This is a genomic window from Arthrobacter sp. Y3221157, from assembly GCF_059089865.1.
In genome coordinates this window covers 1-23,053 of sequence record NZ_JBNHFD010000034.1, presented here as the reverse complement: position 1 = coordinate 23,053, position 23,053 = coordinate 1, and the positions used below count along the sequence as shown (strand labels likewise).

23 protein-coding genes are annotated in these 23,053 nt (G+C 67.3%); 17 read left to right on the top strand and 6 right to left on the bottom strand.

The window, feature by feature from the left end; all coding sequences use genetic code 11:
• The 6 genes from AC5RTT_RS10775 to AC5RTT_RS10750 are packed head-to-tail and all read left to right on the top strand — an operon-like array spanning position 1 to position 6,357.
• Positions 1-2,136 (top strand): acetyl/propionyl/methylcrotonyl-CoA carboxylase subunit alpha, encoded by a 2,136-nt coding sequence (locus AC5RTT_RS10775; protein ID WP_494145181.1) that lies wholly within the window; start codon positions 1-3, stop codon positions 2,134-2,136.
• Positions 2,137-2,139: 3 nt separating this feature from the next.
• Positions 2,140-3,303: an acyl-CoA dehydrogenase family protein gene (locus AC5RTT_RS10770; RefSeq protein WP_494010473.1), complete on the top strand. Its 1,164-nt coding sequence runs from the start codon at positions 2,140-2,142 to the stop codon at positions 3,301-3,303.
• A 48-nt stretch (positions 3,304-3,351) separates the two neighbouring features.
• Entirely contained in the window at positions 3,352-4,119 is a 768-nt protein-coding gene (locus AC5RTT_RS10765) for a CoA transferase subunit A (RefSeq protein WP_494103583.1), read from the top strand.
• Positions 4,116-4,898 (top strand): CoA transferase subunit B, encoded by a 783-nt coding sequence (locus AC5RTT_RS10760; RefSeq protein WP_494051546.1) that lies wholly within the window; start codon positions 4,116-4,118, stop codon positions 4,896-4,898. The genes AC5RTT_RS10765 and AC5RTT_RS10760 overlap by 4 nt, the downstream gene beginning before the upstream one ends.
• Positions 4,895-5,521 carry a MaoC family dehydratase gene (locus AC5RTT_RS10755; protein WP_494145180.1) on the top strand — a complete coding sequence of 209 codons (627 nt, stop codon included), beginning with the start codon at positions 4,895-4,897 and terminating at the stop codon, positions 5,519-5,521. The genes AC5RTT_RS10760 and AC5RTT_RS10755 overlap by 4 nt, the downstream gene beginning before the upstream one ends.
• Positions 5,518-6,357 carry an HpcH/HpaI aldolase/citrate lyase family protein gene (locus AC5RTT_RS10750; RefSeq protein ID WP_494145179.1) on the top strand — a complete coding sequence of 280 codons (840 nt, stop codon included), beginning with the start codon at positions 5,518-5,520 and terminating at the stop codon, positions 6,355-6,357. The genes AC5RTT_RS10755 and AC5RTT_RS10750 overlap by 4 nt, the downstream gene beginning before the upstream one ends.
• Before the next feature lie 32 nt (positions 6,358-6,389).
• Here the strand turns inward: AC5RTT_RS10750 and AC5RTT_RS10745 are convergent, their stop codons facing one another.
• A complete protein-coding gene (locus AC5RTT_RS10745; RefSeq protein WP_494145178.1) occupies positions 6,390-7,847 on the bottom strand; it encodes a lipase maturation factor family protein in 1,458 nt (485 codons plus the stop codon).
• A 58-nt stretch (positions 7,848-7,905) separates the two neighbouring features.
• Between AC5RTT_RS10745 and dxr the strand changes: the two genes are divergently transcribed.
• The 8 genes from dxr (at position 7,906) to AC5RTT_RS10705 (ending at position 15,028) form a co-directional block, all read left to right on the top strand.
• Complete coding sequence (gene dxr / locus AC5RTT_RS10740; RefSeq protein WP_494145177.1) at positions 7,906-9,087, top strand: 1-deoxy-D-xylulose-5-phosphate reductoisomerase; 1,182 nt, start codon at positions 7,906-7,908, stop codon at positions 9,085-9,087.
• Between the two features lie 18 nt (positions 9,088-9,105).
• On the top strand, positions 9,106-10,437 hold the full coding sequence (locus tag AC5RTT_RS10735) for a M50 family metallopeptidase (RefSeq protein WP_494145176.1): 1,332 nt from the start codon (positions 9,106-9,108) through the stop codon (positions 10,435-10,437).
• A 134-nt stretch (positions 10,438-10,571) separates the two neighbouring features.
• Positions 10,572-11,279 (top strand): MarR family transcriptional regulator, encoded by a 708-nt coding sequence (locus AC5RTT_RS10730; RefSeq protein WP_494145175.1) that lies wholly within the window; start codon positions 10,572-10,574, stop codon positions 11,277-11,279.
• Positions 11,276-11,803, top strand: coding sequence for a hypothetical protein (locus AC5RTT_RS10725; protein ID WP_494145174.1), 528 nt, complete (start codon positions 11,276-11,278; stop codon positions 11,801-11,803). The genes AC5RTT_RS10730 and AC5RTT_RS10725 overlap by 4 nt, the downstream gene beginning before the upstream one ends.
• 81 nt (positions 11,804-11,884) lie before the next feature.
• Positions 11,885-12,178: a YciI family protein gene (locus AC5RTT_RS10720; RefSeq protein ID WP_494010464.1), complete on the top strand. Its 294-nt coding sequence runs from the start codon at positions 11,885-11,887 to the stop codon at positions 12,176-12,178.
• Between the two features lie 32 nt (positions 12,179-12,210).
• Positions 12,211-13,377: a flavodoxin-dependent (E)-4-hydroxy-3-methylbut-2-enyl-diphosphate synthase gene (gene ispG / locus AC5RTT_RS10715; protein ID WP_411376019.1), complete on the top strand. Its 1,167-nt coding sequence runs from the start codon at positions 12,211-12,213 to the stop codon at positions 13,375-13,377.
• On the top strand, positions 13,340-14,230 hold the full coding sequence (locus AC5RTT_RS10710) for a GNAT family N-acetyltransferase (protein ID WP_494145191.1): 891 nt from the start codon (positions 13,340-13,342) through the stop codon (positions 14,228-14,230). Before ispG ends, AC5RTT_RS10710 begins: the two co-directional genes overlap by 38 nt.
• A gap of 87 nt (positions 14,231-14,317) precedes the next feature.
• The gene (locus AC5RTT_RS10705) at positions 14,318-15,028 is read left to right on the top strand and encodes a hypothetical protein (RefSeq protein ID WP_494145173.1); all 711 of its coding nucleotides are present in this window, start codon (positions 14,318-14,320) and stop codon (positions 15,026-15,028) included.
• Here the strand turns inward: AC5RTT_RS10705 and AC5RTT_RS10700 are convergent.
• From AC5RTT_RS10700 to AC5RTT_RS10690, 3 genes are read right to left on the bottom strand one after another with little or no spacing between them, the layout of a single operon-like run.
• Complete coding sequence (locus AC5RTT_RS10700; protein ID WP_494145172.1) at positions 15,005-15,637, bottom strand: TetR/AcrR family transcriptional regulator; 633 nt, start codon at positions 15,635-15,637, stop codon at positions 15,005-15,007. The two genes, AC5RTT_RS10705 and AC5RTT_RS10700, sit on opposite strands and share 24 nt — an antisense overlap.
• Entirely contained in the window at positions 15,634-16,389 is a 756-nt protein-coding gene (locus AC5RTT_RS10695; protein ID WP_494145171.1) for an ABC transporter permease, read from the bottom strand. Before AC5RTT_RS10695 ends, AC5RTT_RS10700 begins: the two co-directional genes overlap by 4 nt.
• A complete protein-coding gene (locus AC5RTT_RS10690; protein WP_494145190.1) occupies positions 16,389-17,219 on the bottom strand; it encodes an ABC transporter ATP-binding protein in 831 nt (276 codons plus the stop codon). Before AC5RTT_RS10690 ends, AC5RTT_RS10695 begins: the two co-directional genes overlap by 1 nt.
• 425 nt (positions 17,220-17,644) lie before the next feature.
• Between AC5RTT_RS10690 and AC5RTT_RS10685 the strand changes: the two genes are divergently transcribed.
• From AC5RTT_RS10685 to AC5RTT_RS10675, 3 genes are all read left to right on the top strand, one after another.
• Entirely contained in the window at positions 17,645-19,450 is a 1,806-nt protein-coding gene (locus AC5RTT_RS10685; protein ID WP_494145170.1) for a proline--tRNA ligase, read from the top strand.
• A gap of 9 nt (positions 19,451-19,459) precedes the next feature.
• Entirely contained in the window at positions 19,460-20,254 is a 795-nt protein-coding gene (locus AC5RTT_RS10680) for a sulfite exporter TauE/SafE family protein (RefSeq protein WP_494145169.1), read from the top strand.
• A gap of 66 nt (positions 20,255-20,320) precedes the next feature.
• Entirely contained in the window at positions 20,321-21,712 is a 1,392-nt protein-coding gene (locus AC5RTT_RS10675; RefSeq protein ID WP_494145168.1) for a pyridoxal phosphate-dependent decarboxylase family protein, read from the top strand.
• 13 nt (positions 21,713-21,725) lie between these two features.
• Here the strand turns inward: AC5RTT_RS10675 and AC5RTT_RS10670 are convergent, their stop codons facing one another.
• A complete protein-coding gene (locus AC5RTT_RS10670) occupies positions 21,726-22,763 on the bottom strand; it encodes an aminoglycoside phosphotransferase family protein (protein WP_494145167.1) in 1,038 nt (345 codons plus the stop codon).
• 69 nt (positions 22,764-22,832) lie between these two features.
• The coding region (locus AC5RTT_RS10665; RefSeq protein ID WP_494145166.1) for a DUF4439 domain-containing protein at positions 22,833-23,053 on the bottom strand (221 nt) is incomplete at its 5' end.

Genomic DNA, 23,053 nt, shown 5'->3' with positions numbered 1-23,053 from the left:
ATGACCGCACCCACTGACGTCTCAACAACACCGGCAGCAGCCGTCGCGGCAGCCCCGCTGTTCAGCACCGTCCTGGTGGCCAACCGCGGCGAAATCGCCTGCCGCGTGATCCGTACACTGCGTGCGCTCGGCATCAGGTCGGTCGCCGTGTACAGCGATGCCGACGCCGGCGCCCGGCACGTGCGGGAGGCTGACATTTCCGTGCGCATCGGCCCGCCCCCTGCCGCCGACAGCTACCTCAACATCGAGGCGGTGCTCAAGGCCTGCCGCACAACAGGGGCCCAGGCGGTGCACCCTGGCTACGGTTTCCTCAGCGAGAACGCCGATTTCGCCCGGGCCCTGGAAGACGCGGGAATCACCTTCATCGGTCCCGGCGTGGAGGCCCTCAACGTCATGGGGGACAAGATCCGGTCGAAGAACCACGTGGCAGGCTACGGGGTCCCCGTGGTGCCGGGCGTGGCCCGCCCCGGAATGACGGATGCCGAGTTGGCGGAGGCAGCGGCCGGCGTCGGATTTCCGCTCCTCATCAAGCCTTCCGCCGGCGGCGGCGGAAAGGGGATGCACGCAGTGGACAAAGCGGAGGACCTTCCGGCGGCCCTGGCCACGGCCCGGCGGGTTGCGGCGAGCGCCTTCGGCGACGACACCCTGTTCCTGGAACGCCTGGTGACCACCCCGCGGCACATCGAGGTGCAGGTGCTGGCGGACCACCATGGCAACGTCATCCACCTCGGCGAGCGCGAGTGTTCGCTGCAGCGGCGGCACCAGAAGGTCATCGAGGAGGCACCGTCACCGCTGCTGGAAAGCCTGCCCAACGGGGCCGCAATCCGGGCCCGGATTGGCGAGGCTGCCTGCAATGCCGCCCGCAGCGTGAACTACACAGGTGCCGGAACGGTGGAGTTCCTGGTCTCCGACGAGCACCCGGACGAGTTCTACTTCATGGAAATGAACACCCGCCTCCAGGTGGAGCACCCGGTTACGGAGATGGTGGCCGGCTTGGACCTCGTGGAATGGCAGGTACGGATTGCGGCAGGCCGGGAACTCTCCATCCGGCAGTCCGACGTCGTGCTGACCGGCCACGCGGTGGAAGCCCGCGTGTACGCCGAAGTGCCGGAGAAGAACTTCCTGCCATCAACCGGCAGGGTGCACCTGCTGGACGAGCTGCCCGCGGGCGCGCAAGGCAAGGTCCGCGTGGACTCCTCCCTGGTTGAAGGGCTGGAGCTGTCCTCGAACTACGACCCCATGATGTCCAAGGTCATCGCCTGGGGCGGGGACCGGGCCGCCGCACTCGATGCACTGGACACGGCGCTCGCCGGCTACACCGCCCTTGGCCTGGACACCAACGTCGAGTACCTCCGGCTGCTCGTCAATGATCCCGATGTGCAGGCGGGACGCCTGGATACCGGCCTGATCGGACGGAAGCTGCCCGGCCTCACCTTCCGGCGGGTGGGTCCTGCCGAGCTGGTGGCTGCGGCGCTGCATGTCCTGGCCGGCCAGGAACAGCAGCTTCCGCCTGCTGCCGGGCCCTGGCAGATGCGCAATGGCTGGCGGCTGGGCAAGCCCGCACCGCGCCGCATCACCCTGGGGACCCCCGACGGCGGCATGGCCACCGTGGAGGTCACCGGCGACGCCGCGTCCGGCCCGGTGGCGGCGACGGTGGACGGCGGTGCGGGCCACACCGCCTCCCTGCGCGTCCAGGGGAGGGGCCACGTGGAATTGATGCTCGACGGTGGCACCCACCACTACGCGCTGGCGGAAGACGGCACGGGGCAGGTCTTCCTCGGCAACCAGGGCTGGTCCTGCCGTCTGGACGTTCTGACCCGGGAGGAACGGCTGGAACGGATCCTTGCAGCCATCCAGCGTGAAGAGGGGTCCGCTGACCCGGGCGTGCGTTCGCCGATGCCCGGCACCGTGGTGTCCGTCCCGGTCACCGACGGCGACGCCGTGGCAGCCGGCCAGGTGCTGGTCTCGGTGGAGGCCATGAAGATGGAACACCAGCTCGTGGCACCCCTCGCCGGAACGGTGCACCTCAACGCACAACCCGGAGACCTGGTGAAGGCCGACCAGGTCCTCGCCACCGTCCACCCGCATACCGCGGAACAGGACCACCACAATCCCACAACAGGCGAAGGAGCCTAACGAATGCCAGGCGTAGAACTCACCGAGGAGTACCAGGACCTTAGCGACACGGTGCGCGACTTCGCGGACAATGTGGTGGCTCCGGTTTCGGCCAAGCACGATGAAGAGCACAGCTTCCCCTACGAGGTAGTGAAGCAGATGGCGGAAATGGGACTGTTCGGCCTGCCCTTTCCCGAGGAATACGGCGGAATGGGCGGCGACTACTTTGCCCTCGCCCTGGCGCTGGAACAGCTGGGGCGCGTGGACCAGTCCGTGGCCATCACGCTGGAGGCAGGCGTCTCTTTGGGCGCCATGCCCGTGTACCGGTTTGGCACCGACGAGCAGAAACAGCAGTGGCTGCCCATGCTCGCGTCCGGGCAGGCGCTCGCCGGTTTCGGCCTGACCGAGCCGGAGGCGGGATCGGACGCCGGCGGCACCAAGACCACTGCCCGGCGGGATGCGGGGGACTGGGTGATCAACGGCAACAAGGAGTTCATCACCAACTCCGGGACGGACATCACGCGGCTGGTGACAGTCACCGCCGTCACGGGCCAGAGGGAACGCGGCGACGGGACGGTGCAGAAGGAAATCTCCACCATCCTGGTGCCCACCGACACGCCCGGCTTCAAGGCCGAAAAGCCGTATAACAAGGTGGGCTGGAACGCCTCGGACACGCACCCGCTCACCCTCAAGGACGTCCGGGTTCCCGAAGCGAACCTGCTGGGAACCGAAGGGCGGGGCTACGCGAACTTCCTGTCCATCCTGGACGAGGGGCGTATCGCCATCGCGGCCCTGGCCACCGGCGCGGCGCAGGGCTGCGCGGACCTGTCCGTCCGGTACGCCAAGGAACGCAGGGCGTTTGGTAGCGAGATCGGCAAGTACCAGGCCATCTCGTTCAAGATCGCGCGCATGGAAGCCAGGGCCCATACCGCCCGCCTGGCCTACTACGATGCGGCTGCCCGCATGCTTGCCGGCAAGCCATTCAAGACGCAGGCGGCCATCGCTAAGATGGTCGCAGGCGAGGCGGCCATGGACAACGCGCGGGATGCCACCCAGGTATTCGGCGGCTATGGCTTCATCAACGAGTTCACCGTGGCACGCCACTACCGCGACTCCAAGATCCTTGAAGTGGGGGAGGGCACCACGGAGGTCCAGCTGATGCTCATCGCCCGCGAACTGGGTCTGTAGCACCCGGCGTTTGCCGCATGGAACGTAGCCGGCCTGAAAGGATCGATGATGATTGACAAGGTTGTTGCAAGCGCGGACGAGGCAGTGGCGGACATTCCTGACGGCGCCTCCCTGGCCGTGGGCGGCTTCGGGCTCTGCGGAATACCGGTCACCCTGATCGACGCCCTGCACCGGTCCGGAACCTCGGACCTGGAAACCGTCAGCAACAACTGCGGCGTGGACGACTGGGGGCTGGGCATCCTGCTCCGGGACGGCCGCATCCGGCGCACCATCAGCTCCTATGTCGGTGAGAACAAGGAGTTCGCGCGCCAGTACCTGGCCGGCGAGCTTGAGGTGGTCCTCACTCCGCAGGGCACCCTCGCGGAGAAGCTGCGGGCGGGTGGCGCCGGGATCCCGGCGTTCTACACCAAGGCGGGCGTGGGCACCCAGGTGTCCGACGGCGGCCTGCCGCAGAAGTACGACGCCCACGGCGGCATCGCGGTGGCCTCCGAACCGAAGGAGGTGCGTTCCTTCGGCGGCGTCGATTACGTCCTGGAGGAGTCCCTCACCCCCGACTTCGGGCTGGTCCACGCCTGGAAGGGCGACCGGCACGGCAACCTGGTCTTCCATGCCACTGCCATGAACTTCAACCCGCTGTGCGCCATGGCGGGCCGGATCACCATCGCCGAGGTTGAGGAACTCGTGGAGCCCGGCGAGCTTGATCCCGAGCACATCCACACGCCGGGCATCTTCGTCCAGCGGGTGGTGGTGGCGCCTGGCGGCGAGAAACGGATCGAAAAGCGGACGGTGGCCCTCACCGGGCAGGCAGGAGCATGACCATGGACCCGAACAGCCCTGAAGCACCCCGGCCCGAAGCGGTCCGGCCTGAATACCGGCGCGCGGCATCCCAGCAGCATGCCGCACCCGGCGAGTCGACGGCCGGAGCCGACACCAAGGGCTGGACGCGCAACGAGCTCGCCGCCCGGGTGGCCAAGGAGCTCAGCAACGGCCAGTACGTGAACCTCGGCATCGGCATGCCCACCCTAATCCCCAACTACATCCCTGACGGGGTGGAGGTGGTGCTCCACTCCGAAAACGGGATCCTGGGCGTTGGCCCCTACCCGGCGGAGGACGCCGTCGACCCGGACCTGATCAATGCCGGCAAGGAAACTGTCACGGTCAACAAGGGCGCCGCGTTCTTCGATTCCGCCGCGTCCTTCGGCATGATCCGCGGCGGGCACGTGGACGTAGCGGTCCTCGGGGCCATGGAAGTGGCAGCGAACGGCGACCTCGCCAACTGGATGATCCCGGGCAAGATGGTCAAGGGCATGGGCGGCGCGATGGACCTTGTCTTCGGGGCCAAGAAGGTCATTGTCATGATGGAACACGTGGACCGGAACGGGAACCCGAAGATCGTCCAGCAGTGCTCGCTTCCGCTGACCGGCAAAGGCTGCGTGGACAGGATCATCACGGACCTCGCGGTCATCGACGTCGTGACGGACAGGTCCGGGTCACGGCTGGTCCTGCGCGAGCTGGCCCCGAATGTCTCGGTGGAAGATGTTGCGGCGGCCACAGGTGCCGAACTGTTCGAGGAAGACATGGAACTGACCGTATGACTGCCGCCAGGCCGGAAGAAGGGGGCGCGGGGGCCCGGGCGTACCAGGACGCCGGCCCGCGCGTCATCGAGCAGCGCGGGCTGTACTTCGATGAACTGGAGGAGGGCGTGCTGTACGCCCACCGCCCTGGCCGGACAGTGACGGAAGCGGACAACGTCCTCTTCACCACCCTCACCATGAACACCCAGGCACTGCACCTGGACGCCGCATGGAGTGCGGGGCAGCCCTTCGGCCAGCGGCTCGTGAATTCCATGTTCACGCTCGCCACCATGGTGGGCCAGTCGGTGGGCCAGCTGACCCAAGGCACCATCATCGCCCAGCTGGGCCTCACGGACGTGTCCTTTCCGCACCCGCTCCATCACGGGGACACCCTTTACACCGAAACGCTGATCACCGGAAAGCGGCTGTCCGGTTCACGGCCGGGACAGGGGATCGTCACAATGCGGCACACCGGCAGGAACCAGGACGGCACCGTGGTGGCGCTGGCAACGCGGAGCTGCCTGATGTGGACCCGTGAGGCGCATGCGCGGCAGCGCGCCGGACAGGGGAACGGCGGGGAGGAGAAAGAAGGCGTCGGCCGGGGAAGCGGCCACCGGGACGGACAGGAGACAATGCCGGTATGACCTTTGTGATGGGACCCGCCCTGCTTTTCTGCCCCGCTGACCGGCCCGAACGCTACCAGAAGGCTGCCACACGCGCAGACGCCGTGATCCTGGACCTCGAGGATGCCGTGGCCCCGGCGGACAAGCAGCGGGCCCGCGGTGCCATCCTCGCCCAGGTGGGGGCAACGGGCGACGAGCCGGAACTGGACCCGAGCCGGACGATCGTGCGCGTGAACCCTGCGGGGACCGAGGAGTTCGAAAAGGACCTCCACTGCCTGGCCCACACCCCCTACCGGACCGTCATGCTTGCCAAGGCGGAGACTGCCGAACAGCTGGAGGCGCTGGAGGACTACCAGGTCATCGCGCTGTGCGAGACGGCCGTGGGCGTCCTGAACGCCCCCGCCATTGCCGCCGCGCCCAATGTGGTGGCGCTGATGTGGGGAGCCGAGGACCTGCTGGCAACCCTGGGGGGAACATCCAGCAGGAAGGACGACGGCGGCTACCGGGCAGTGGCGCTGCACGCACGGTCGTCGGTGCTGCTGGCGGCCCGTGCGTTCGGCAAGGAGGCCGTGGACGCGGTCTATGTGAACATACCGGACCTTGGCGGACTGGCTGCGGAAACGGCGGACGCCGTTGCGTCAGGCTTCAGCTCGAAGGCTTGCATCCATCCCAGCCAGGCCGCCGTGGTGCGCGGCGCTTATGCCCCCTCCGAGGCCGAGGTCACAGAGGCCGCGCGCCTGCTGCAGGCTGCCCGTGCCGCCGGCTCCGGGGTGTTCCAGTACAACGGAAAGATGATCGACGGCCCCCTCCTTCAGCACGCCGAGGCCGTCATCCGCCGCGCGGGCGAACACGCCTAGGGCGTTCGCGCCCCGTTACCTGCGCCGCCCCGTTACCTGCGCCGTCCTGGTGACCGGCGCAGCGACAGCGGCGGTATCGGTTCGTACAGCAGCGTCCGCACCCAGCGGTTCCCGGTCTCGCGGAACTCCCGCCGGGTGGCGAAACGGTAGTGGTAGCTGCGGACGCGCACCCAGCGCGGCGCCCCGCCGTCGAACGGGTCATGGCGCAGGAGCCGCAGCGTCTGCCGGTCCGCCTCCAAGAGCTTGCCGAGGAACGCGTAGAACCACTCCTCATGCACGGTGCGCAGCGGCAGGAACCACATCAGCCAGTCCAGCCGGAGGTGGTAGGGCGCCCACTGCCGCGGAATCCGCCGCAAATCCCCGGGCTTGCCCTTGAACCCGTACTCGCGCCAGGAGGAATCGTCCGGCTCCTCATCCAGAGTCCCCTCCACCACGATTTCGATCCGCTTCTTGGTAACGGTGCCGAACGCGCCGTACGTGTTGACCAGCTGCCACCGGTTGAAGCTGGCGTTCATCAGCTGCCGGCTCGAGAACAGGTTCCGCAGCGGCCAGTAACTGAGCACCACGAGCAGCACCGTGGCAGCGAGGGTGATGGCCAGCCACCAGGCCGGCGTCTCCTGCGTCCCGGTGTGCCAGTCCAGGGGAATCGCGGGGATGACGGCGTGGGCCACCGGGTCGCTGACCGCTGCGAAGGCCAGGACGATCGCAATCCAGTTCAGCCAGGCGAAGTTTCCGCTGGCCACCAGCCACAGCTGCGTGGCAATGATGATGCCCGCCGCCACGCTGGCCACGGGCTGCGGCGCGAAGAGGAAGAACGGGACCACCAGCTGGGCGAAGTGGTTGCCCAGCACTTCCACCTTGTGCAGGGGTTTGGGCAGCAGGTGGGCCTGCCGGCTCAGCGGGCCGGGCATCGGCTGCGTCTCGTGGTGGTAGTACAGCGCCGTCAGGTCCCGCCATTCCCGGCCACCCCGGATCTTGATCATCCCGGCGCCGAATTCCAGCCGGAACACCAGCCATGCAATCAGGAGCAGGATGGTGCGGGGCGGGTCTGTCTGGTTGGAACCCAGAAAGGCTACGGTGAAGCCGGCTTCCAGGAGCAGCATTTCCCAGCCGAAGCCGTAGAACGTCTGGCCAACGTTGACGATCGACATGTACAGCAGCCAGAGGGCCAGGAAGGCAATGAGCGGCACCCACGGCGGCCCGAGTTGCGGAACCCCCGCCACCAGCAGTGCGGATACCACCAGCCCCGTGGCGCAGACAGCCCGCAACAGCCGGTCCGAGTACCGCCAGCGGAACAGGGTGGGCCGGCGCATCCTGTTGAAGGCGCCAACGTATTCCGGGACCGGCAGAAGCCCGCGTTCTCCCAGCAGCGCAGGGAACTGGTTGAGCGAGGAGAGGAACGCCACGAAGAAGAGCGCGGCGACGCCCCGTTGCAGCACCTGCCGGGCGAACTCGTATTCCGGCGCATCGAACCATGACAGCCAGTCCACGGGATCCACGTTACGCCGGGCCGTCAGGAGGTCAAGAATGGTGCGGGATACTTAAGCAATGCAGCGCAGAGTCGTCCTCCTCGGATCCACCGGTTCCATCGGCACCCAGGCGATTGACGTCGTCGACGGCGCCCCGCACCTCTTCAAGGTCGTGGCACTCAGCGCGGGCGGCGGCAACCTTGAACTCCTGGCCAGGCAGGCTGTCCAGACCCGTGCTTCCGCGGTTGGCATCGCCGGGGGCGATCCGCGGCAACTGGAGTCGCTGATTGCCGGAGCGGCAGCCGCGGCCGGAAGGCCGGGCTACCGGCCGGAAATCGTTGCCGGCCCCGATGCCTCCACCCGGATCGCCGAAATCGAGGCGGACGTGGTGCTCAACGGCATCACCGGGTCCATCGGGCTTGCCCCCACCCTGGCGGCACTGAAATCAGGCGCCACCCTGGCGCTTGCCAACAAGGAATCGCTCATCGTGGGCGGAGAACTGGTCAAGGCCGCAGCGCGGGAAGGCCAAATCGTGCCCGTTGACTCCGAGCACTCCGCCATCGCCCAGTGCCTGCGGTCCGGATCCACCGCGGAAGTGGAGAAACTGATCCTCACGGCCTCGGGCGGGCCTTTCCGGGGCAGGAGCCGCGAAGACCTCCACGGCGTTACCCCTCAGGAAGCCCTGGCGCACCCCACCTGGGATATGGGCGTCATGGTCACCACCAACTCGGCCACGCTGGTGAACAAGGGCCTTGAGGTCATCGAGGCGCACCTGCTGTTCGATGTTCCGCTGGACCGGATCGACGTGGTGGTCCACCCGCAGTCAGTGGTGCACTCCATGGTCCAGTTCATTGACGGATCCGTCATCGCCCAGGCATCGCCGCCGGACATGCGCCTGCCCATCGCGCTCGGGCTGGGCTGGCCGGACAGGGTGCCCAAGGCTGCCGCCGCGTGTGACTGGACCAACTCAGTCACGTGGACCTTCGAGCCGCTGGACGCGGCGGCGTTCCCCGCCGTCAACCTCGCCAAGGACGCAGCACGGCAGGGGAGCACCTTCCCAGCGGTCTTCAATGCCGCAAACGAGGAGGCCGTGATGGCCTTCCACGCGGGCCGCATCCGCTTCACGGACATCGTGGATACCGTGGATAGTGTCCTCAGTGAACACTCAGGTTCCTCCCGGCTGACGCTGGAATCAGTGCTGGATGCTGAAGGATGGGCACGGTCCCGCGCCCATGAACGTTTAGCAGTCAGCAGTCTTTAGGAAGCAGCAGCACCCTCTATGACCCCCGTTCTCCTTTTTGTCCTCGGCGTCGTGTTCGTGGCCATCGGCATCGCTACCTCCATCGCGCTCCATGAAGTGGGCCACCTGGTACCGGCCAAGCTCTTCAAGGTTCGGGTCACCAAGTACATGATCGGCTTCGGCCCCACCCTGTGGTCCCGGCGGAAAGGCGAGACCGAGTACGGGATCAAGGCCATCCCGCTGGGCGGCTACGTGTCCATGATCGGCATGTACCCGCCCAACAAAGAGGATGGCTCGGTCCGCCCCTCAAGCACCGGAATGTTCCAGACGCTCGCAACGGAAGCACGCTCCCTGGCTCATGAGGAAGTAGGCCCGGGCGACGCGAACCGGGTCTTTTACCGGCTTCCGGTGTGGAAGAAGATCATCGTCATGCTCGGCGGGCCGGCCATGAACATGGTCCTCGGCCTGATCCTCACTGCCGTCCTGCTGATGGGCTTCGGCATGGCAACGGCTACCACCACCATCTCGGACGTGTCCAAATGCCAGGTGGCAGCGGGCGAAACGGTGGACCCGGACTCTGCGGACTGCCAGTTGACCCCGGCCGCCGCGGCAGGACTTCAACCCAACGACACCGTCACCTCCTTTGACGGGAAGGTGGTCACCAGCTGGGACCAGCTGACAGAGTGGATCCGTGCCTCCGCCGGCCGGGAAGTGGACATCACCGTGGAGCGGGACGGCGCCTCCGTTTCCACCACGGTGACGCCGGTCCTGTCCGCCCGGCCCATCATCGGCGCCGACGGCAGGCAGGCAACGGACGACGCCGGCACCCTCCTGTACCAGGACGTAGGCTTCCTGGGCATTGGCGCGCAGACGGAGTTGGTGCCGCAGCCGGCGTCGTCCGTCCTTCCGATGGCGGGGGAGAACATCCGCCAGGTGGCCGGAGTCATCTTCAATCTGCCGGCGCGGGTGGTGGGTGTTGCGAAGGCGGCATTCAGTGAGGAACCGCGGGACCCCAACGGCCCCATCAGCGTGGTGGGCGTGGGCCGGGTTGCCGGCGAAGTGGCCGCGATGGAAGAGATCCCGGTCCAGTCCCGAGTGGCCACCCTGATTGGCCTGCTGGCCGGGCTCAACTTCGCGCTGGCAGTTTTCAACCTGGTCCCGCTCCTGCCGCTCGATGGCGGCCACGTTGCCGGGGCACTCTACGAAGGTGCCCGGCGCCAGGTGGCAAAACTGTTTGGCCGGCCTGATCCCGGGGCGTTCGATATCGCGAAACTGCTTCCCGTCACATACGTGGTGGCGGCCCTGCTCATGGGAATGAGTGCCCTGCTGATCTACGCCGACATCGTGAAACCGGTGAACCTCTTCGGCTGACGCGGCGCCGCTGTCTTCCGGGGAGCCGGTTCCCGCCTGCTCAATGATGGATCCATATCAGCCGTTCATGGCTGATATCCGAAAATCAGCTAATTCCGATTGATTGATGGCGATCAGCCGCTTACGGTTGAACCATGTATATCCTGACGATCGACCAGCGCGGCAGCACCTCCGATGTGGACCGGGTGCCGGAGCTCATCTCGGACCTGGCAAGGCTGACGCCCGCCACTTTTGAACGCTCCGTGGGTGACGAGCTCCAGGGCGTGCTGGCCTCCGCCGACGAGGTGGTGGATGTAGCCCTGCATGCGCTGCGGGGCGGGCACTGGTATGTGGGGATCGGATTGGGAAACGTACAACTTGCCCCTGGCGGCAGCCCTCGTGAAGGCTCCGGGAGCGCCTTTGTGGCGGCGCGCAAAGCTGTGGAACTGGCAAAGGGTGCGGCCAGCCAGGTTCCGTTGTCAGTGGTGGCCGGGACGATGGGTGGTGATACCCGGACCCCGGCCCAGGAAGGTGACATGGCGAGCGCAAATGCGCAGGCGGTGCTTCGTTTGATCGGGCGCCTGGTGCAGCAGCGGACCCCTGCGCAGTGGCGCGTAGTAGACCGGCTGCGCGCACTGGAGGGCGGGGCAGGCAGGCATGGTGGCCAGAAACTCGTGGCCGGGGAACTGGGAATTACGGAACAATCGGTGAGCCGTACCGTGCTGAGGTCCGGATGGCAGGAAGAATGGGCTGCCAGGCCGGCAGCTTCCATGCTCCTTGACCATGCCCACTCCCTGGTGGCTGCCGGCTCCCGTGCCAAAGGCACCCACACTGAACCTGGCCAGACCGAAGGAGACCGGTGACTGCATTCTGGATCGCTGCCGCCCTGCTGCTGGCCGGGTTTGGCGGATGGCCTGTTACGGCGCTCGTCTTCAAGCTCGCCCGCACCATCGACGACAGGGCGGACGCGGCGAAGGCGGCGGAACAGGCGCGGAGGGCGGCCGAGGACCCCGCCGCGGACGTTACGGTGGACCGTGCCACCGGGCACCGGCCGGACACGCCCCACCAGAATGTGGACGGTGAACTCACCGCTGAACCCGGCCGGCCGGCGTCGGATGCTTCGCCTGCCGGGCAGGCGGTCCCCAGCCAGCGGATCCTGCGCGGCGGGGCCATTATAGGCATCCTGGAGCGGCTGGGCGTGTGCCTTGCCATCCTCACCGGCCAGCCGGTCGCCATCGCCTATATCGTGGCCGTCAAAGGCCTTGGCAGGTTCGCCGAGCTGAAGGAGACGCCGGTAGCTGCGGAGCGCTTCATCATCGGGACCCTCACGTCCATGACCTGGGCCGCAGGAATTGCTGCTGCCACCAAGGTCCTGTTCCTCACCTAGCATCCCCCCGGGTACCTTCCCGCACGGCAGGGACAGCCTGCGGGATGGGTGGTAGGGCAGGCAGGGCGATAGGGTAGCAGTATGACAGTTTTTGCCGTTGAGTACGTTTACGCCGCCGATTCCGCCGAAGCCCGGAACGAGGCACGGCCCGCCCACCGGGAATGGACCGGCACCCTGGCCCAGGACGGAGCCATCCTGGCCAGCGGACCCTACGGCGACGGCGCAGGCGCGCTCCTGATCTTCAAGGCAACGGACGAAGCAGCACTCAACTCGATCCTGAAGCAGGATCCGTTCGCTGCTGCCGGAGTCATCGCCGGAATCCGCATCACTGAATGGTCTCCGGTCACCGGCATGCTCGCCGGGCTCACCGCCTAAGCCGTTTCCACTTTCCACCTTTAGGAGTCCACGTGACCTCGGTCAGCCTGGGAATGCCGTCCGCCCCGCCCCCCGTCCTTGCCCCCCGCCGGAAGACGCGCCAGATCAAAGTCGGTTCCGTCGGAGTCGGCTCGGACTATCCCATCAGCGTGCAGTCCATGACCACCACGCCCACAACTGACATCAATGCGACCCTGCAGCAGATCGCTGAGCTGACGGCATCAGGGTGCGACATTGTGCGTGTTGCCTGCCCCTCCGCGGACGACGCCGAGGCGCTGCCCATCATTGCCCGGAAGTCCCAGATCCCGGTCATCGCGGATATCCACTTCCAGCCGAAGTATGTGTTTGCCGCCATCGAGGCCGGCTGCGCCGCCGTCCGGGTGAACCCCGGAAATATCCGCAAGTTCGATGACCAGGTTAAGGAAATCGCCGCCGCCGCACGCGACCACGGCACGTCCATCCGAATCGGCGTGAACGCCGGTTCGCTGGAACCCGGGATCCTCAAGAAGTACGGGAAGGCCACCCCCGAGGCCCTGGTGGAGTCCGCCGTCTGGGAGGCGTCCCTGTTCGAGGAGCACGGATTCCACGACTTCAAGATTTCCGTGAAGCACAACGATCCGGTGGTCATGGTGGCCGCCTATGAAATGCTGGCGGAGAAGGGCGACTGGCCCCTGCACCTTGGCGTGACCGAGGCCGGGCCGGCCTTCCAGGGGACCATCAAGTCGGCCACCGCCTTCGGCGCGCTGCTGTCCCGCGGCATCGGCGACACCATCCGCGTCTCCCTCTCGGCTCCGCCGGTGGAAGAGATCAAGGTGGGAAACCAGATCCTGCAGTCGCTCAACCTGCGCCCCCGCAAACTCGAAATCGTCTCCTGCCCCTCGTGCGGACGTGCCCAGGTGGACGTGTACACCCTGGCCGAACAGGTCACCGCCGGACTCGAGGGAATGGAAATCCCGCTCCGGGTGGCCGTGATGGGCTGCGTGGTGAATGGACCGGGAGAGGCGCGGGAAGCCGACCTGGGCGTTGCCTCCGGCAACGGCAAGGGCCAGATTTTTGTGAAGGGCGAAGTCATCAAGACTGTCCCCGAGAGCGCGATTGTTGAGACACTGATCGAAGAGGCCATGCGTATCGCGGAAGAGATGGGGGAGGCCGATGGCGAAGATGCTGTCAAGGGTAGCCCCGTGGTTAGCGTCTCGTAGGGACGCTCCTGATCCGCCCGGGCTATCCGTCCGTACGTTGGACGGCCAGGACACCGCGGCGCTGAAGTCGCTTGCGCAGCAGGACCCGGTGGCCAATGTGTTCATCCTTGCCCATCTGCGGGCTGTCGGCACGGCGGCGCCCACCAGCGGCGGCGCCGGGATTATCGGGGTTTTCGACGACGGCGTGCTGGTGGGTGCATGCTGGGCAGGCGCCAACCTGGTGCCGGTCCAACTGGACCCAGCCCTGGCCGCGGCGGTTGCCGGCGCGGCGAACAGGTCCGGGCGCCGCTACGCCTCCGCCTTCGGGCCGGCGCCCGCGGTGCTGGCCATTTACGCCGAACTCTTGGAGCTGGGGCACCGGGCGCATGAGGTCCGTGAGGACCAGCCGCTGATGATCATCGACGGGCCACCGTGCGTGGAGCCCAATCCCGGGCTTGGGCTGGGGAGCCTCGCGGATTTCGACCGGATCCTTCCCGCCTGCGCCGCCATGTTCGAGGAGGAGGTAGGGTATTCGCCTTACCTCGGCGGCAGGGAGTTCTACAGCCGCCGCGTGGAGGGCCTCATCCGGCAGGGCCATTCCCTGGTGCACCTCAATGAGGCCCAGGAGGTGGTGTTCAAGGCCGAACTCGGGGCGGTCACCGCCGAGGTCACCCAGGTCCAGGGCGTGTGGATGAATCCGCTCTTCCGCGGGAAGGGGCTCAGTTCCGGCTACATGTCTGCGGTAGTGGAGCACGCACAAAAGGTGGCACCCATCACCAGCCTGTACGTCAACGGCTTCAACGTCCGGGCCCGCTCAACCTACGAGCGCGTCGGTTTCCGCCAGGTGGGAACGTTCGCTACAGTTCTCTTTTAGCCGGCCATCGCAGGCTTGAATCTGAATATTGGGGGAAAATTGAAGACGTCCGTGCTGGGAACTTTTGCGGCCACAGCCCTGCTTGCCATGGCAATCACTTCCTGCGGCGGCGCATCCGCTCCGGCCACCGGCTCCGAAGCCACCACGGATGCCCCGGCGGCAACCACAGCTTCCGCCCCAACCCCAACACCAACCCCCACCCCCGAGCCGAAGGTTTACACAGCGGAGGAGCTGTCCGCCGTCCTGGCACAGTTGCAGGACTCCAACGGGAGGAAACTGTCGGTCATGGCCAGCTCCGACCTCACCGGGAGCATTGAGCAGGGTAAGGCCCTCATCGCATCCATGGACGTCCAGCCCGCGGAGTGCAAGGAAATGGCCGCCTCCACCGGAGTCCCGGCCCTCGATGACGCCGTCATGGCGGTGGGCCAGAGCCTGGATACCGCCGCCGGTTCAATGACCATGCTGACGCTTGCGACGGGCCTTGACGAAGCGTTCGTCGCCGGAGCCGCCGCGCAGGAGCAACAACTGGCAGCCTGTTCCGCCATGACCATGACCGTGTCCGGTGTGACAGCGGACGTCACGCTGACGCCGCTGGAGGCAGTGGGGACGATTCCGGGCACTCTGGCCTTCCGCACGGACACTTTCCTGCCGGACGACCAGGTGCAGTCCATGATCACGGCACAGGCACTGCAGCAGGGCGTGCTGTTCACGGCTGTCGCCGCTGGCGGCGAGAGCGAGGCGGAAGCTGTTGCCCGCACCGGCGCGCTCCTGGACTCAGCGGCGGCCCTGCTCAAATAAGTCGCCGGTGAGGTACCGCTGCACGGTGGGGGCGACGAGCCGGACCACCTCGTCCTGCCGCGCAGACGCGAGGGGCTCAATCCGGACCACGTAGCGGACCATCATCAGTCCCACCATCTGGCTTGCCACCAGGTCCCCGCGCAGGGCCACCTCTGCGGGCAGCCCTGGTACGCCGGCCATGATGCGGCTGATGATGGTGCGGCCCACCATCTCCCGAAGAAGTGTTGTCTTCGCCCGGGATCCGAGTGTTCCGCGCAGGAACGCCACCAGGCTCGCCTGGGCGGGGCTTTCCCACAGGTGCAGGACGGTGCGCACGAGCAGCTCGGCCCGCTGGCCGGGGTCCGTGTCCGCCACCCCGCGGAGGACCTCCTCGGGGTCGGCCGGCAGCTCCACGCTCAGGGCGAAGAGTTCGTCCTTGCCCTTGAAGAAGTGGTGGACCATGGCCGGGTCAACGCCTGCCGCACGGGCAACTTGGCGAAGGCTTGTCCCCTCAAAGCCATGTTCGGCGAACAGCCGCCTGGCGGCGTCGAGAATGTGTTCACGGGATGCGGCGGCGCCGCCCCGGCGTCCCCGCCTGGCCGTGGCACCACCAAGTCCGGGGGACGTCACGCGCTGCGCCTGCGCAGCGTCAGTGATGCGAGCACCAGTACGGCCAGGACCATGGCAACCATGATGCCGGCATCCTGCCAGAGCTGTCCGGTGGGCTCAGGATGCGCCGCGATTTCCTGCAGCGCGTCTACGGAGAACGTCAGGGGAAGGACGTTGGAGACTGACTCCAGGACGTCATTCATCCGGTCACGGGGCACGAACAGCCCGCACAGCAGGATCTGCGGGACCACCACCACCGGCATGAACTGCACCGCCTGGAACTCTGTCCTGGCGAAGGCGGAACACAGCAGGCCCAGCGCCACGCCCAATACGGCATTGATCACGGCGATCATCACCACGTAGCCCGGCGGGCCTTCGATGTCCAGGCCGAAGATCCAGTAGGCCACGGCGGTGGCCACCATTGATTGCAGGGCCGCCATGATGGAAAACGCCAGGCCGTAGCCGAACAGAAGGTCCGCTTTATGCACGGGCGTTGTGAGCAGCCGTTCCAGCGTCCCGGAAGTCCGTTCCCGGAGCATCGTGATGGAGGTGACCAGGAACATCACCACGAACGGAAAGATCGCCAGCATCATGAGGCCCACCCGGTCGAAGGTGCGCGGCATTCCCGGCGGAAGCACCTCGTTCTCGAAGAGGTAATAGACCGCCGTGAGCAGGAGTGCCGGAACCACCAGAATAAGGGCGATGCTCCGCCGGTCATGGCGCAGCTGGTCCAAAACGCGGCCTGCGGTGGCCAACAGCATCCTGGCGTCCATTAGCCTGCACTCCTGTCTGGTCCAGCACCGCGGTGCCCCTGGCCGCTGCCCGCGTCCTCCGCCGGCGCCTGTTTCCCGCGGCCGCCACCGGATTCGCGGATGATGGAAAGGAACGCCTGCTCCAGGTCACTGCTGTGCCCGCGCCTGCCCAGCTCGTCGGGAGTCAGCTGCGCCAACAGCAGGCCCTCGCGGAGAAGCAGCAGCGTGTGGCAATGGCTGGCTTCCGCCATGACATGGCTTGACACCAGGAGCGTGGTCCCAGCCTCCGCCATGGACCGGAACCGGCTCCAGAGGTCCGCCCGGAGCACCGGATCCAGGCCCACGGTGGGTTCGTCCAGCACCAGGAGCCTGGGTCGCGCCACCAGCGCGCACGCCAGTGAGGCGCGGCTGAGCTGGCCGCCGGAGAGGTTCGCCGTCTTCTGGCGGGCCTCCCTTTCCAGGCCGACGGCGGCGATTGCCTCTGCCGCGTCGGCTTTGCCTTTCCGGTGCATGGCACCGAAGTACCGCACGTTCGCTTCCACCGTAAGGTCCGGGTACACGCTTGGAGACTGGGTCACGTAGCCCACCCGGTGCCGCAGTACGGCACTGCCCGCCGGCACCCCCAGGACGTGCACTGTCCCGGACGAGACAACCTGGGCCCCCACAATGGCGCGCATAAGGGTGGTTTTGCCGCTGCCGGACGGTCCCAGCAGCCCGGTGATGCGGCCTGCGGGGACGGTGAAATCCAGTCCCCGGAGGACCTGCAGCCTGCCCCGCGTGACCATCAGTCCCGAGGCGGCCACGGCCACAGAGGAGTCAGGTTGTTGTGGTTGGGTTGCCGCGTGGGACATGGCGCCTCCGCCGTCGTACAGGCTGCCGGGCACCTTACTGGCCCTGGAATTCACCACCTGATGAATTAAAGCTAGGCACCGCTCTGCTGCCCGTCAATGGGTCCCGAACCGAAAATGCTTGTCAACGTGGGCGCCATCACATAGGTTCGATCTAGCTGCGCTGGAGTGGTTTGGGCGGTCTCACCAGTCCTCACCAGTACTTGGGCGATCACGGCGTTGAGCCACGCCCGGATGCGATGACCAGCCTCACTGGGGGGCCAGGGGCTTTGTTATTCCGGGCGTGGCTCTACTGTGTCCGGCGCCGGAGGTGTCCGACCGGTGCCGGCCACAGTCGGGAGCGGGTGCCGGGTGCCGGTAGATTAGTACCCAGACGAAAATTGTCCGGCCCTGCTGATCCAGCACTTCCCCAGAAACGGATACCACCCGTGGTCCTAAGACTGTCCCAGCTTTTCCTGCGCACCCTGCGTGAAGATCCCGTCGACGCCGAGGTCGCCAGCCACAAGCTCCTGGTCCGCGCCGGATACATCCGCCGGGCAGCCCCCGGCATCTACACCTGGCTTCCGCTGGGGCTCAGTGTCCTGCGCAAGGTCGAGGACATCATCCGTGAGGAGATGGCGGCTATTGGAGCCCAGGAAGTCCACTTCCCGGCGCTGCTGCCGCGTGAGCCGTATGAGGCAACCAATCGTTGGACCGAATACGGTGAGGGCCTGTTCCGCCTCCAGGACCGCAAGGGCGCTGATTACCTCCTGGCCCCCACGCACGAGGAAATGTTCACGCTGTTGGTCAAGGACCTGTACTCCTCGTACAAGGACCTGCCGCTGAGCCTCTACCAGATCCAGAACAAGTACCGTGATGAGGCCCGTCCGCGCGCAGGCCTGCTGCGCGGGCGCGAGTTCATCATGAAGGATTCCTACTCTTTCGATGTTGACGACGCCGGCCTGGACGCCAGCTACGCCGCCCACCGCTCCGCCTACCTGAAGATCTTTGCGCGGCTTGGCCTGGAGGTTGTCCCGGTCGCAGCCACCGCCGGCGCCATGGGCGGCTCCAGGAGCGAGGAATTCCTGTACCCCACGGAGATTGGCGAGGACACCTTCGTCCGCTCGGCATCCGGCTATGCAGCGAACGTCGAGGCCGTAACCACCGTGGTCCCCGAGGAGATCGACTTCAGCGACGCTCCCGCGGCCCAGGTGCTCGACACCCCGGACACCCCCACCATTGAAACCCTGGTGGCCGCCTCGAACCAGATTTTCCCGCGTCCCGACGGCCGCGACTGGACTGCCGCCGACACCCTCAAGAACGTGGTCCTCGCCGTCACGCTGCCCACCGGCGAGCGCCAGATTGTCGTCATCGGTGTACCCGGCGACCGCGCCGTGGACCTCAAGCGCGTCGAGGCAAACATCGGAGCCTTCCTGCCGGTAGCAGGCGAGATCGGACTGGAGGCCGCAGGCGAAGAGGACCTGAAGAAGCACCCGCTGATCGTCAAGGGCTACCTCGGCCCGGGCATGTCCCTGGACCAGGCCCTGCTGGGGTCCGAAGGCGCCGCCGAACTGACCTACCTGGTGGACCCCCGCGTTGTCAGCGGCACCGCCTGGATTACGGGTGCCAACGAGGCTGGCAAGCACGTCTACGGCCTGGTGGCCGGACGCGACTTCACCTGGGACGGTGTCATCGAGTGCACCGAGGTGCGTGCCGGTGACCCCGCGCCTGACGGCTCGGGCCCCCTGGAGACGGCGCGCGGCATTGAAATGGGCCACATCTTCCAGCTGGGCAGGAAGTACGCCGAGGCCCTGGACCTGAAGGTCCTGGACCAGAACGGCAAGCAGGTCACGGTCACCATGGGCTCCTACGGCGTGGGCGTCACCCGGGCCGTGGCAGCGCTGGCCGAGTCCAACCATGATGCCAGGGGCCTGGTCTGGCCCCGTGCCGTGGCGCCTGCGGACATCCACGTCGTGGCCGTCGGCAAGGGCGAGGACATCTTCGCCACCGCTGAACAGCTGTCACTGGACCTTGAGGCGGCAGGCCTTACGGTCATCTACGACGACCGCCCCAAGGTATCGCCCGGTGTGAAGTTCGGCGACGCGGAACTCGTGGGCGTTCCCACCATCCTGGCGGTTGGCCGTGGACTGGTGGATGGCGTGGTGGAGATCAAGGACCGGCGTACAGGCGAAGCGGAAAACGTGGCGGTTGATAAGGCCGTTGACTACGTGGTCAACGCCGTCCGCAACAGCTGAACCGCGGCAGTGGAATTTGGGCTTGAATCCCTCCAACTGACAACGCTGCTCCTGCTGGTGCTGGCAGGCTTCGCTGCCGGCTGGGTGGATGCCGTGGTGGGCGGGGGCGGTCTGATCCAGCTCCCCGCCCTCCTGCTGGTTCCCGGCATCACGCCGGTGCAGGCGCTGGCCACCAACAAGCTGGGCTCGATCTTCGGAACGGCCACCAGTGCCACCACGTATTACCGCCGGGTGGGGCCGGACCTAAGGACGGCCCTCCCCATGGCGGTGATTGCCCTGGCGGGAAGTTTCGGCGGGGCAGTGCTCGCGGCCACGTTGCCGGCCAACGTCTTCAAACCCATCATCGTCGCGGCCCTGGTTGCCGTCGCCCTCTTCACGGCGCTTAATCCCTACGTCGGTGACATCACCGCGCTGCGCCATGACGGCCACAAGCACTATGTGGTGGCATGCCTGATCGGCGCGGTCATCGGCTTCTACGACGGCCTGATCGGACCGGGTACCGGATCCTTCCTGGTCATCGCGCTGGTCTCGGCAATGGGCTACGCCTTCCTCGAGGCCAGCGCCAAGGCAAAGATCGTGAACATGGCCACCAACGCCGGCGCCCTGTTGTTTTTCATGCCGCACGGCTCCATCCTGTGGGGACTTGGCCTGCTGCTGGGCGCGTCAAACATGGCGGGCGGATATCTCGGCGCCCGGACTGCCGTCAAGCAGGGCAGCAAGTTTGTCCGCATCGTCTTCCTGGCGGTGGTGGCGGCCCTCATCATCAAACTCGGCTATGACATCTGGCAGGAAAACTTCGCCTGATCTCCGAAACTGAGTGAGGGGGGACCGGTCCTCGAGGCCCCGCGGGAGCAGGCGTAGCATGCAGGTATGTCACACGGCGACGATGACTACGCCCGGGCCCTGGCAGCCGCCCTTCGCCATGCCACGGGGTGGCTGCACAGCCTTCCGGAGCGGCCCATAGGACCAAGCGCCACTGCGCATGACCTGGCCGGCGTCTTCGGCGGCCCCCTTCCCAGGCACGGAATGCCGGCCGAAGAAGTGCTGGACTTCCTCGCCCGGAGCGCTGGGCCCGGGCTGATGGCCATGCCGTCCGGCCGCTTCTTTGGCTGGGTCATCGGCGGCACACTGCCGGCGGCACTCGCTTCGGACTGGCTTGTCAGCGCGTGGGACCAAAACGCCGGCCTCCGCTACGCCACCCCCGCCGCCGCGGCCATCGAAGAAAGTGCGGGCGCCTGGCTGCTGGAACTGCTGGGCCTGCCCCCGGAGTCCGACGTCGGGTTCGTAACCGGCGCCACGATGGCGAACTTCACCGGAATGGCGGCCGCCCGGTGGCGCCTCCTCGCCGACGCCGGCTGGAACCTGGACCGGGACGGGCTGGCAGGTGCCCCGCGCATCCGCTGCTTCGTCGGCCGGGAACGGCATGACACGGTTGATCTCGGACTGCGCTACCTCGGACTGGGGCAACCAACGGCGGTGGCTGCAGACCACCAGGGCCGCCTGCTTCCCGAGGCGCTGGACGCGGCGCTGGGGGAAGGCGGGGGACCGGCGCTGGTCTGCCTGCAGGCGGGCAATGTGCACTCCGGCGCCTTCGATCCGTTTCCCGAGGCGATCGCCGTCGCCAGGAAGCATGGCGCGTGGGTGCATATCGACGGCGCGTTCGGGTTGTGGGCGGCAGCAGCCCCCGGACTGCGCCACCTGACCAATGGATACGAGGAGGCGGACTCATGGGCGACGGACGCGCACAAGACGCTGAACGTGCCCTACGACTGCGGGATCGCCATCGTCCGGGACGCAGCCGCGCTCCGCTCCGCCATGGGCCTGCACGCCAGCTACCTGGTGCACGACGCCGAAGGGCCCGGGGACCCGTTCGAGAAAGTGCCCGAGCTTTCCCGCCGCGCACGCGGCGTGCCGGTCTGGGCTGCCCTGAAAAGCCTTGGCCGTGACGGCGTGGCAGCACAGGTGCACGGTTTGGCGGCAGCCGCCTCGGACATCGCCGCCGGGCTCGCCGGGCTGGATGGCGCCGAGGTCCTTAACAACGTCGATTACACCCAGGTGTGCGTCGCCTTTGGCGACGACGGCACCACCCGCGCGGTCACGGCCCGCATCATCGAGGACGGCAGGGTCTGGATGTCCGGCTCCCGCTGGCACGACCGGGACATCCTGCGGGTCTCCGTCAGCAACTGGCAGACGGCCGAAGAAGAAGTGCGCCTTGCTGTGGCAGCCGTGGGCTCGGCCCTCGCCGCAGTCCGCAGCAGCTGAGCGGATAACACCGTCAGTCGGTACCGGCTGCCGCGCCCGGCTCCGGCAGTTCCTGCACTGGCGGCAGGTCCGGCAAAGTCCGGCCGGCCAGGGTACTGGCCACCCAGAGTGAACGTGCCAGATCGCCCTGATGGCCTGGCTTCCCGGCATAGCCCAGCGCGTTGGAAACCTCCCTGGCGACGGCCCACTGCCTGGCCACCTCGCCATCCAGTCCCGCGGCGGCGCTGAAGTCGCCGCACCGGCGCCGCAAGGCTTCGGCCGCGCCGCCGGCCGGCAATCCGCTGATCCGGTTCCACAGCAGGGGTGCCACGGCATACTCGGGCTCGCCGATCATGGGCTGGGGGTCGATGGCTGCATAGTCCGCCGCCGTCGGCCGTCCGTCCATGCTGCCCGGCCTGGCCAGGACATTGAGGAAATGCAGGTCAGTATGAACCAGGACATCCCGTCCGGACCGCCGTCCCACCGCACCCCGCGTCTGGCAAACCTCCAGCGCGGCTTCCAGCAGCCAGCGGGGGAACGGGCGGCCCAGCTGCTCCCAGTCGGCGGGCAGGTCATCGCTCCACTGCTCGGCGCGGGCGGCAATATGGTCGAACTCCCGCCACTGCGGCCGGTGGTCCGGTGTGAGGCTCAACTGCCGCACCAGCCCGCCCCACACTTCGGCAGCCGCCTCAAAGGGCACTGTGGCAAGCGAGCTGCCGGCGTCCAGCCGCTGCAGGAGCATGGCGCACGTGCCCGCGTCCGCTTCGAGCAGGGCCACCGCGCCCTCCCCACCCCACAGCTCCAGCGCGTGCCGCTCAACCCGGGCTTCGTCGTGCGGAAAGGCAACTTTGAGGGCCGCCGTGGAACCATCGGCCTGCCGTACCGGTACCACCACGCCGCCGTGCCCGTTCCAGGGAAGGCTGCCGGCGGGGAGGTCGGTTTCGAGGCGCCATTGCTCCAGCCGGCCCTGGATCAGGTCCGGCAGCGAGGCAAGCCAGGCACGTCCTGCGCTGCTCCGGCTGTACCGGACGGTAAGGTCCGGCGGGATGGGTACTGCTGCTGGCGGGTTCATCAGGTCCAGCCTAGGCGCCCGGGGCGGGCTTCCGGCGCGGGCAGGGCGGGGGACCCGGAAGTCCTGTCCTTACTGCGGCAGCAGAGGCAGCCGCGCCTCGTCCAGCATCATTCCGGGAACAGCGCCCGGGTCCCCGCCCCAGTGCACTGTCCGGGCCGCGGCCGCCTGCAAGCCCGCCATCGCCCACGCACGGGCGGAGCCGTCGGTCAGTGCCACCACGTCTCCATAAGCGGGAAGGGTCGCAGCCTCCAGCCGCGCCAGTCCGGCGGCGGGCGCAGCCAGGAAAGCGG

Bases quoted from the DNA above. Each gene is read 5' to 3' on its own strand.
- AC5RTT_RS10775 (WP_494145181.1), top strand. From the start codon at position 1: ATGACCGCACCCACTGACGTCTCAACAACACCGGCAGCAGCCGTCGCG.
- AC5RTT_RS10735 (WP_494145176.1), top strand. From the start codon at position 9,106: ATGACCCCCGTTCTCCTTTTTGTCCTCGGCGTCGTGTTCGTGGCCATC.
- AC5RTT_RS10670 (WP_494145167.1), bottom strand. From the start codon at position 22,763: ATGAACCCGCCAGCAGCAGTACCCATCCCGCCGGACCTTACCGTCCGG.
- AC5RTT_RS10690 (WP_494145190.1), bottom strand. From the start codon at position 17,219: ATGTCCCACGCGGCAACCCAACCACAACAACCTGACTCCTCTGTGGCC.
- AC5RTT_RS10750 (WP_494145179.1), top strand. From the start codon at position 5,518: ATGACCTTTGTGATGGGACCCGCCCTGCTTTTCTGCCCCGCTGACCGG.
- AC5RTT_RS10765 (WP_494103583.1), top strand. From the start codon at position 3,352: ATGATTGACAAGGTTGTTGCAAGCGCGGACGAGGCAGTGGCGGACATT.
- AC5RTT_RS10675 (WP_494145168.1), top strand. From the start codon at position 20,321: ATGTCACACGGCGACGATGACTACGCCCGGGCCCTGGCAGCCGCCCTT.
- AC5RTT_RS10760 (WP_494051546.1), top strand. From the start codon at position 4,116: ATGACCATGGACCCGAACAGCCCTGAAGCACCCCGGCCCGAAGCGGTC.
- AC5RTT_RS10705 (WP_494145173.1), top strand. From the start codon at position 14,318: ATGGCAATCACTTCCTGCGGCGGCGCATCCGCTCCGGCCACCGGCTCC.
- AC5RTT_RS10730 (WP_494145175.1), top strand. From the start codon at position 10,572: ATGTATATCCTGACGATCGACCAGCGCGGCAGCACCTCCGATGTGGAC.
- AC5RTT_RS10755 (WP_494145180.1), top strand. From the start codon at position 4,895: ATGACTGCCGCCAGGCCGGAAGAAGGGGGCGCGGGGGCCCGGGCGTAC.
- AC5RTT_RS10695 (WP_494145171.1), bottom strand. From the start codon at position 16,389: ATGGACGCCAGGATGCTGTTGGCCACCGCAGGCCGCGTTTTGGACCAG.
- dxr (WP_494145177.1), top strand. From the start codon at position 7,906: ATGCAGCGCAGAGTCGTCCTCCTCGGATCCACCGGTTCCATCGGCACC.
- AC5RTT_RS10720 (WP_494010464.1), top strand. From the start codon at position 11,885: ATGACAGTTTTTGCCGTTGAGTACGTTTACGCCGCCGATTCCGCCGAA.
- AC5RTT_RS10770 (WP_494010473.1), top strand. From the start codon at position 2,140: ATGCCAGGCGTAGAACTCACCGAGGAGTACCAGGACCTTAGCGACACG.
- AC5RTT_RS10710 (WP_494145191.1), top strand. From the start codon at position 13,340: ATGCTGTCAAGGGTAGCCCCGTGGTTAGCGTCTCGTAGGGACGCTCCT.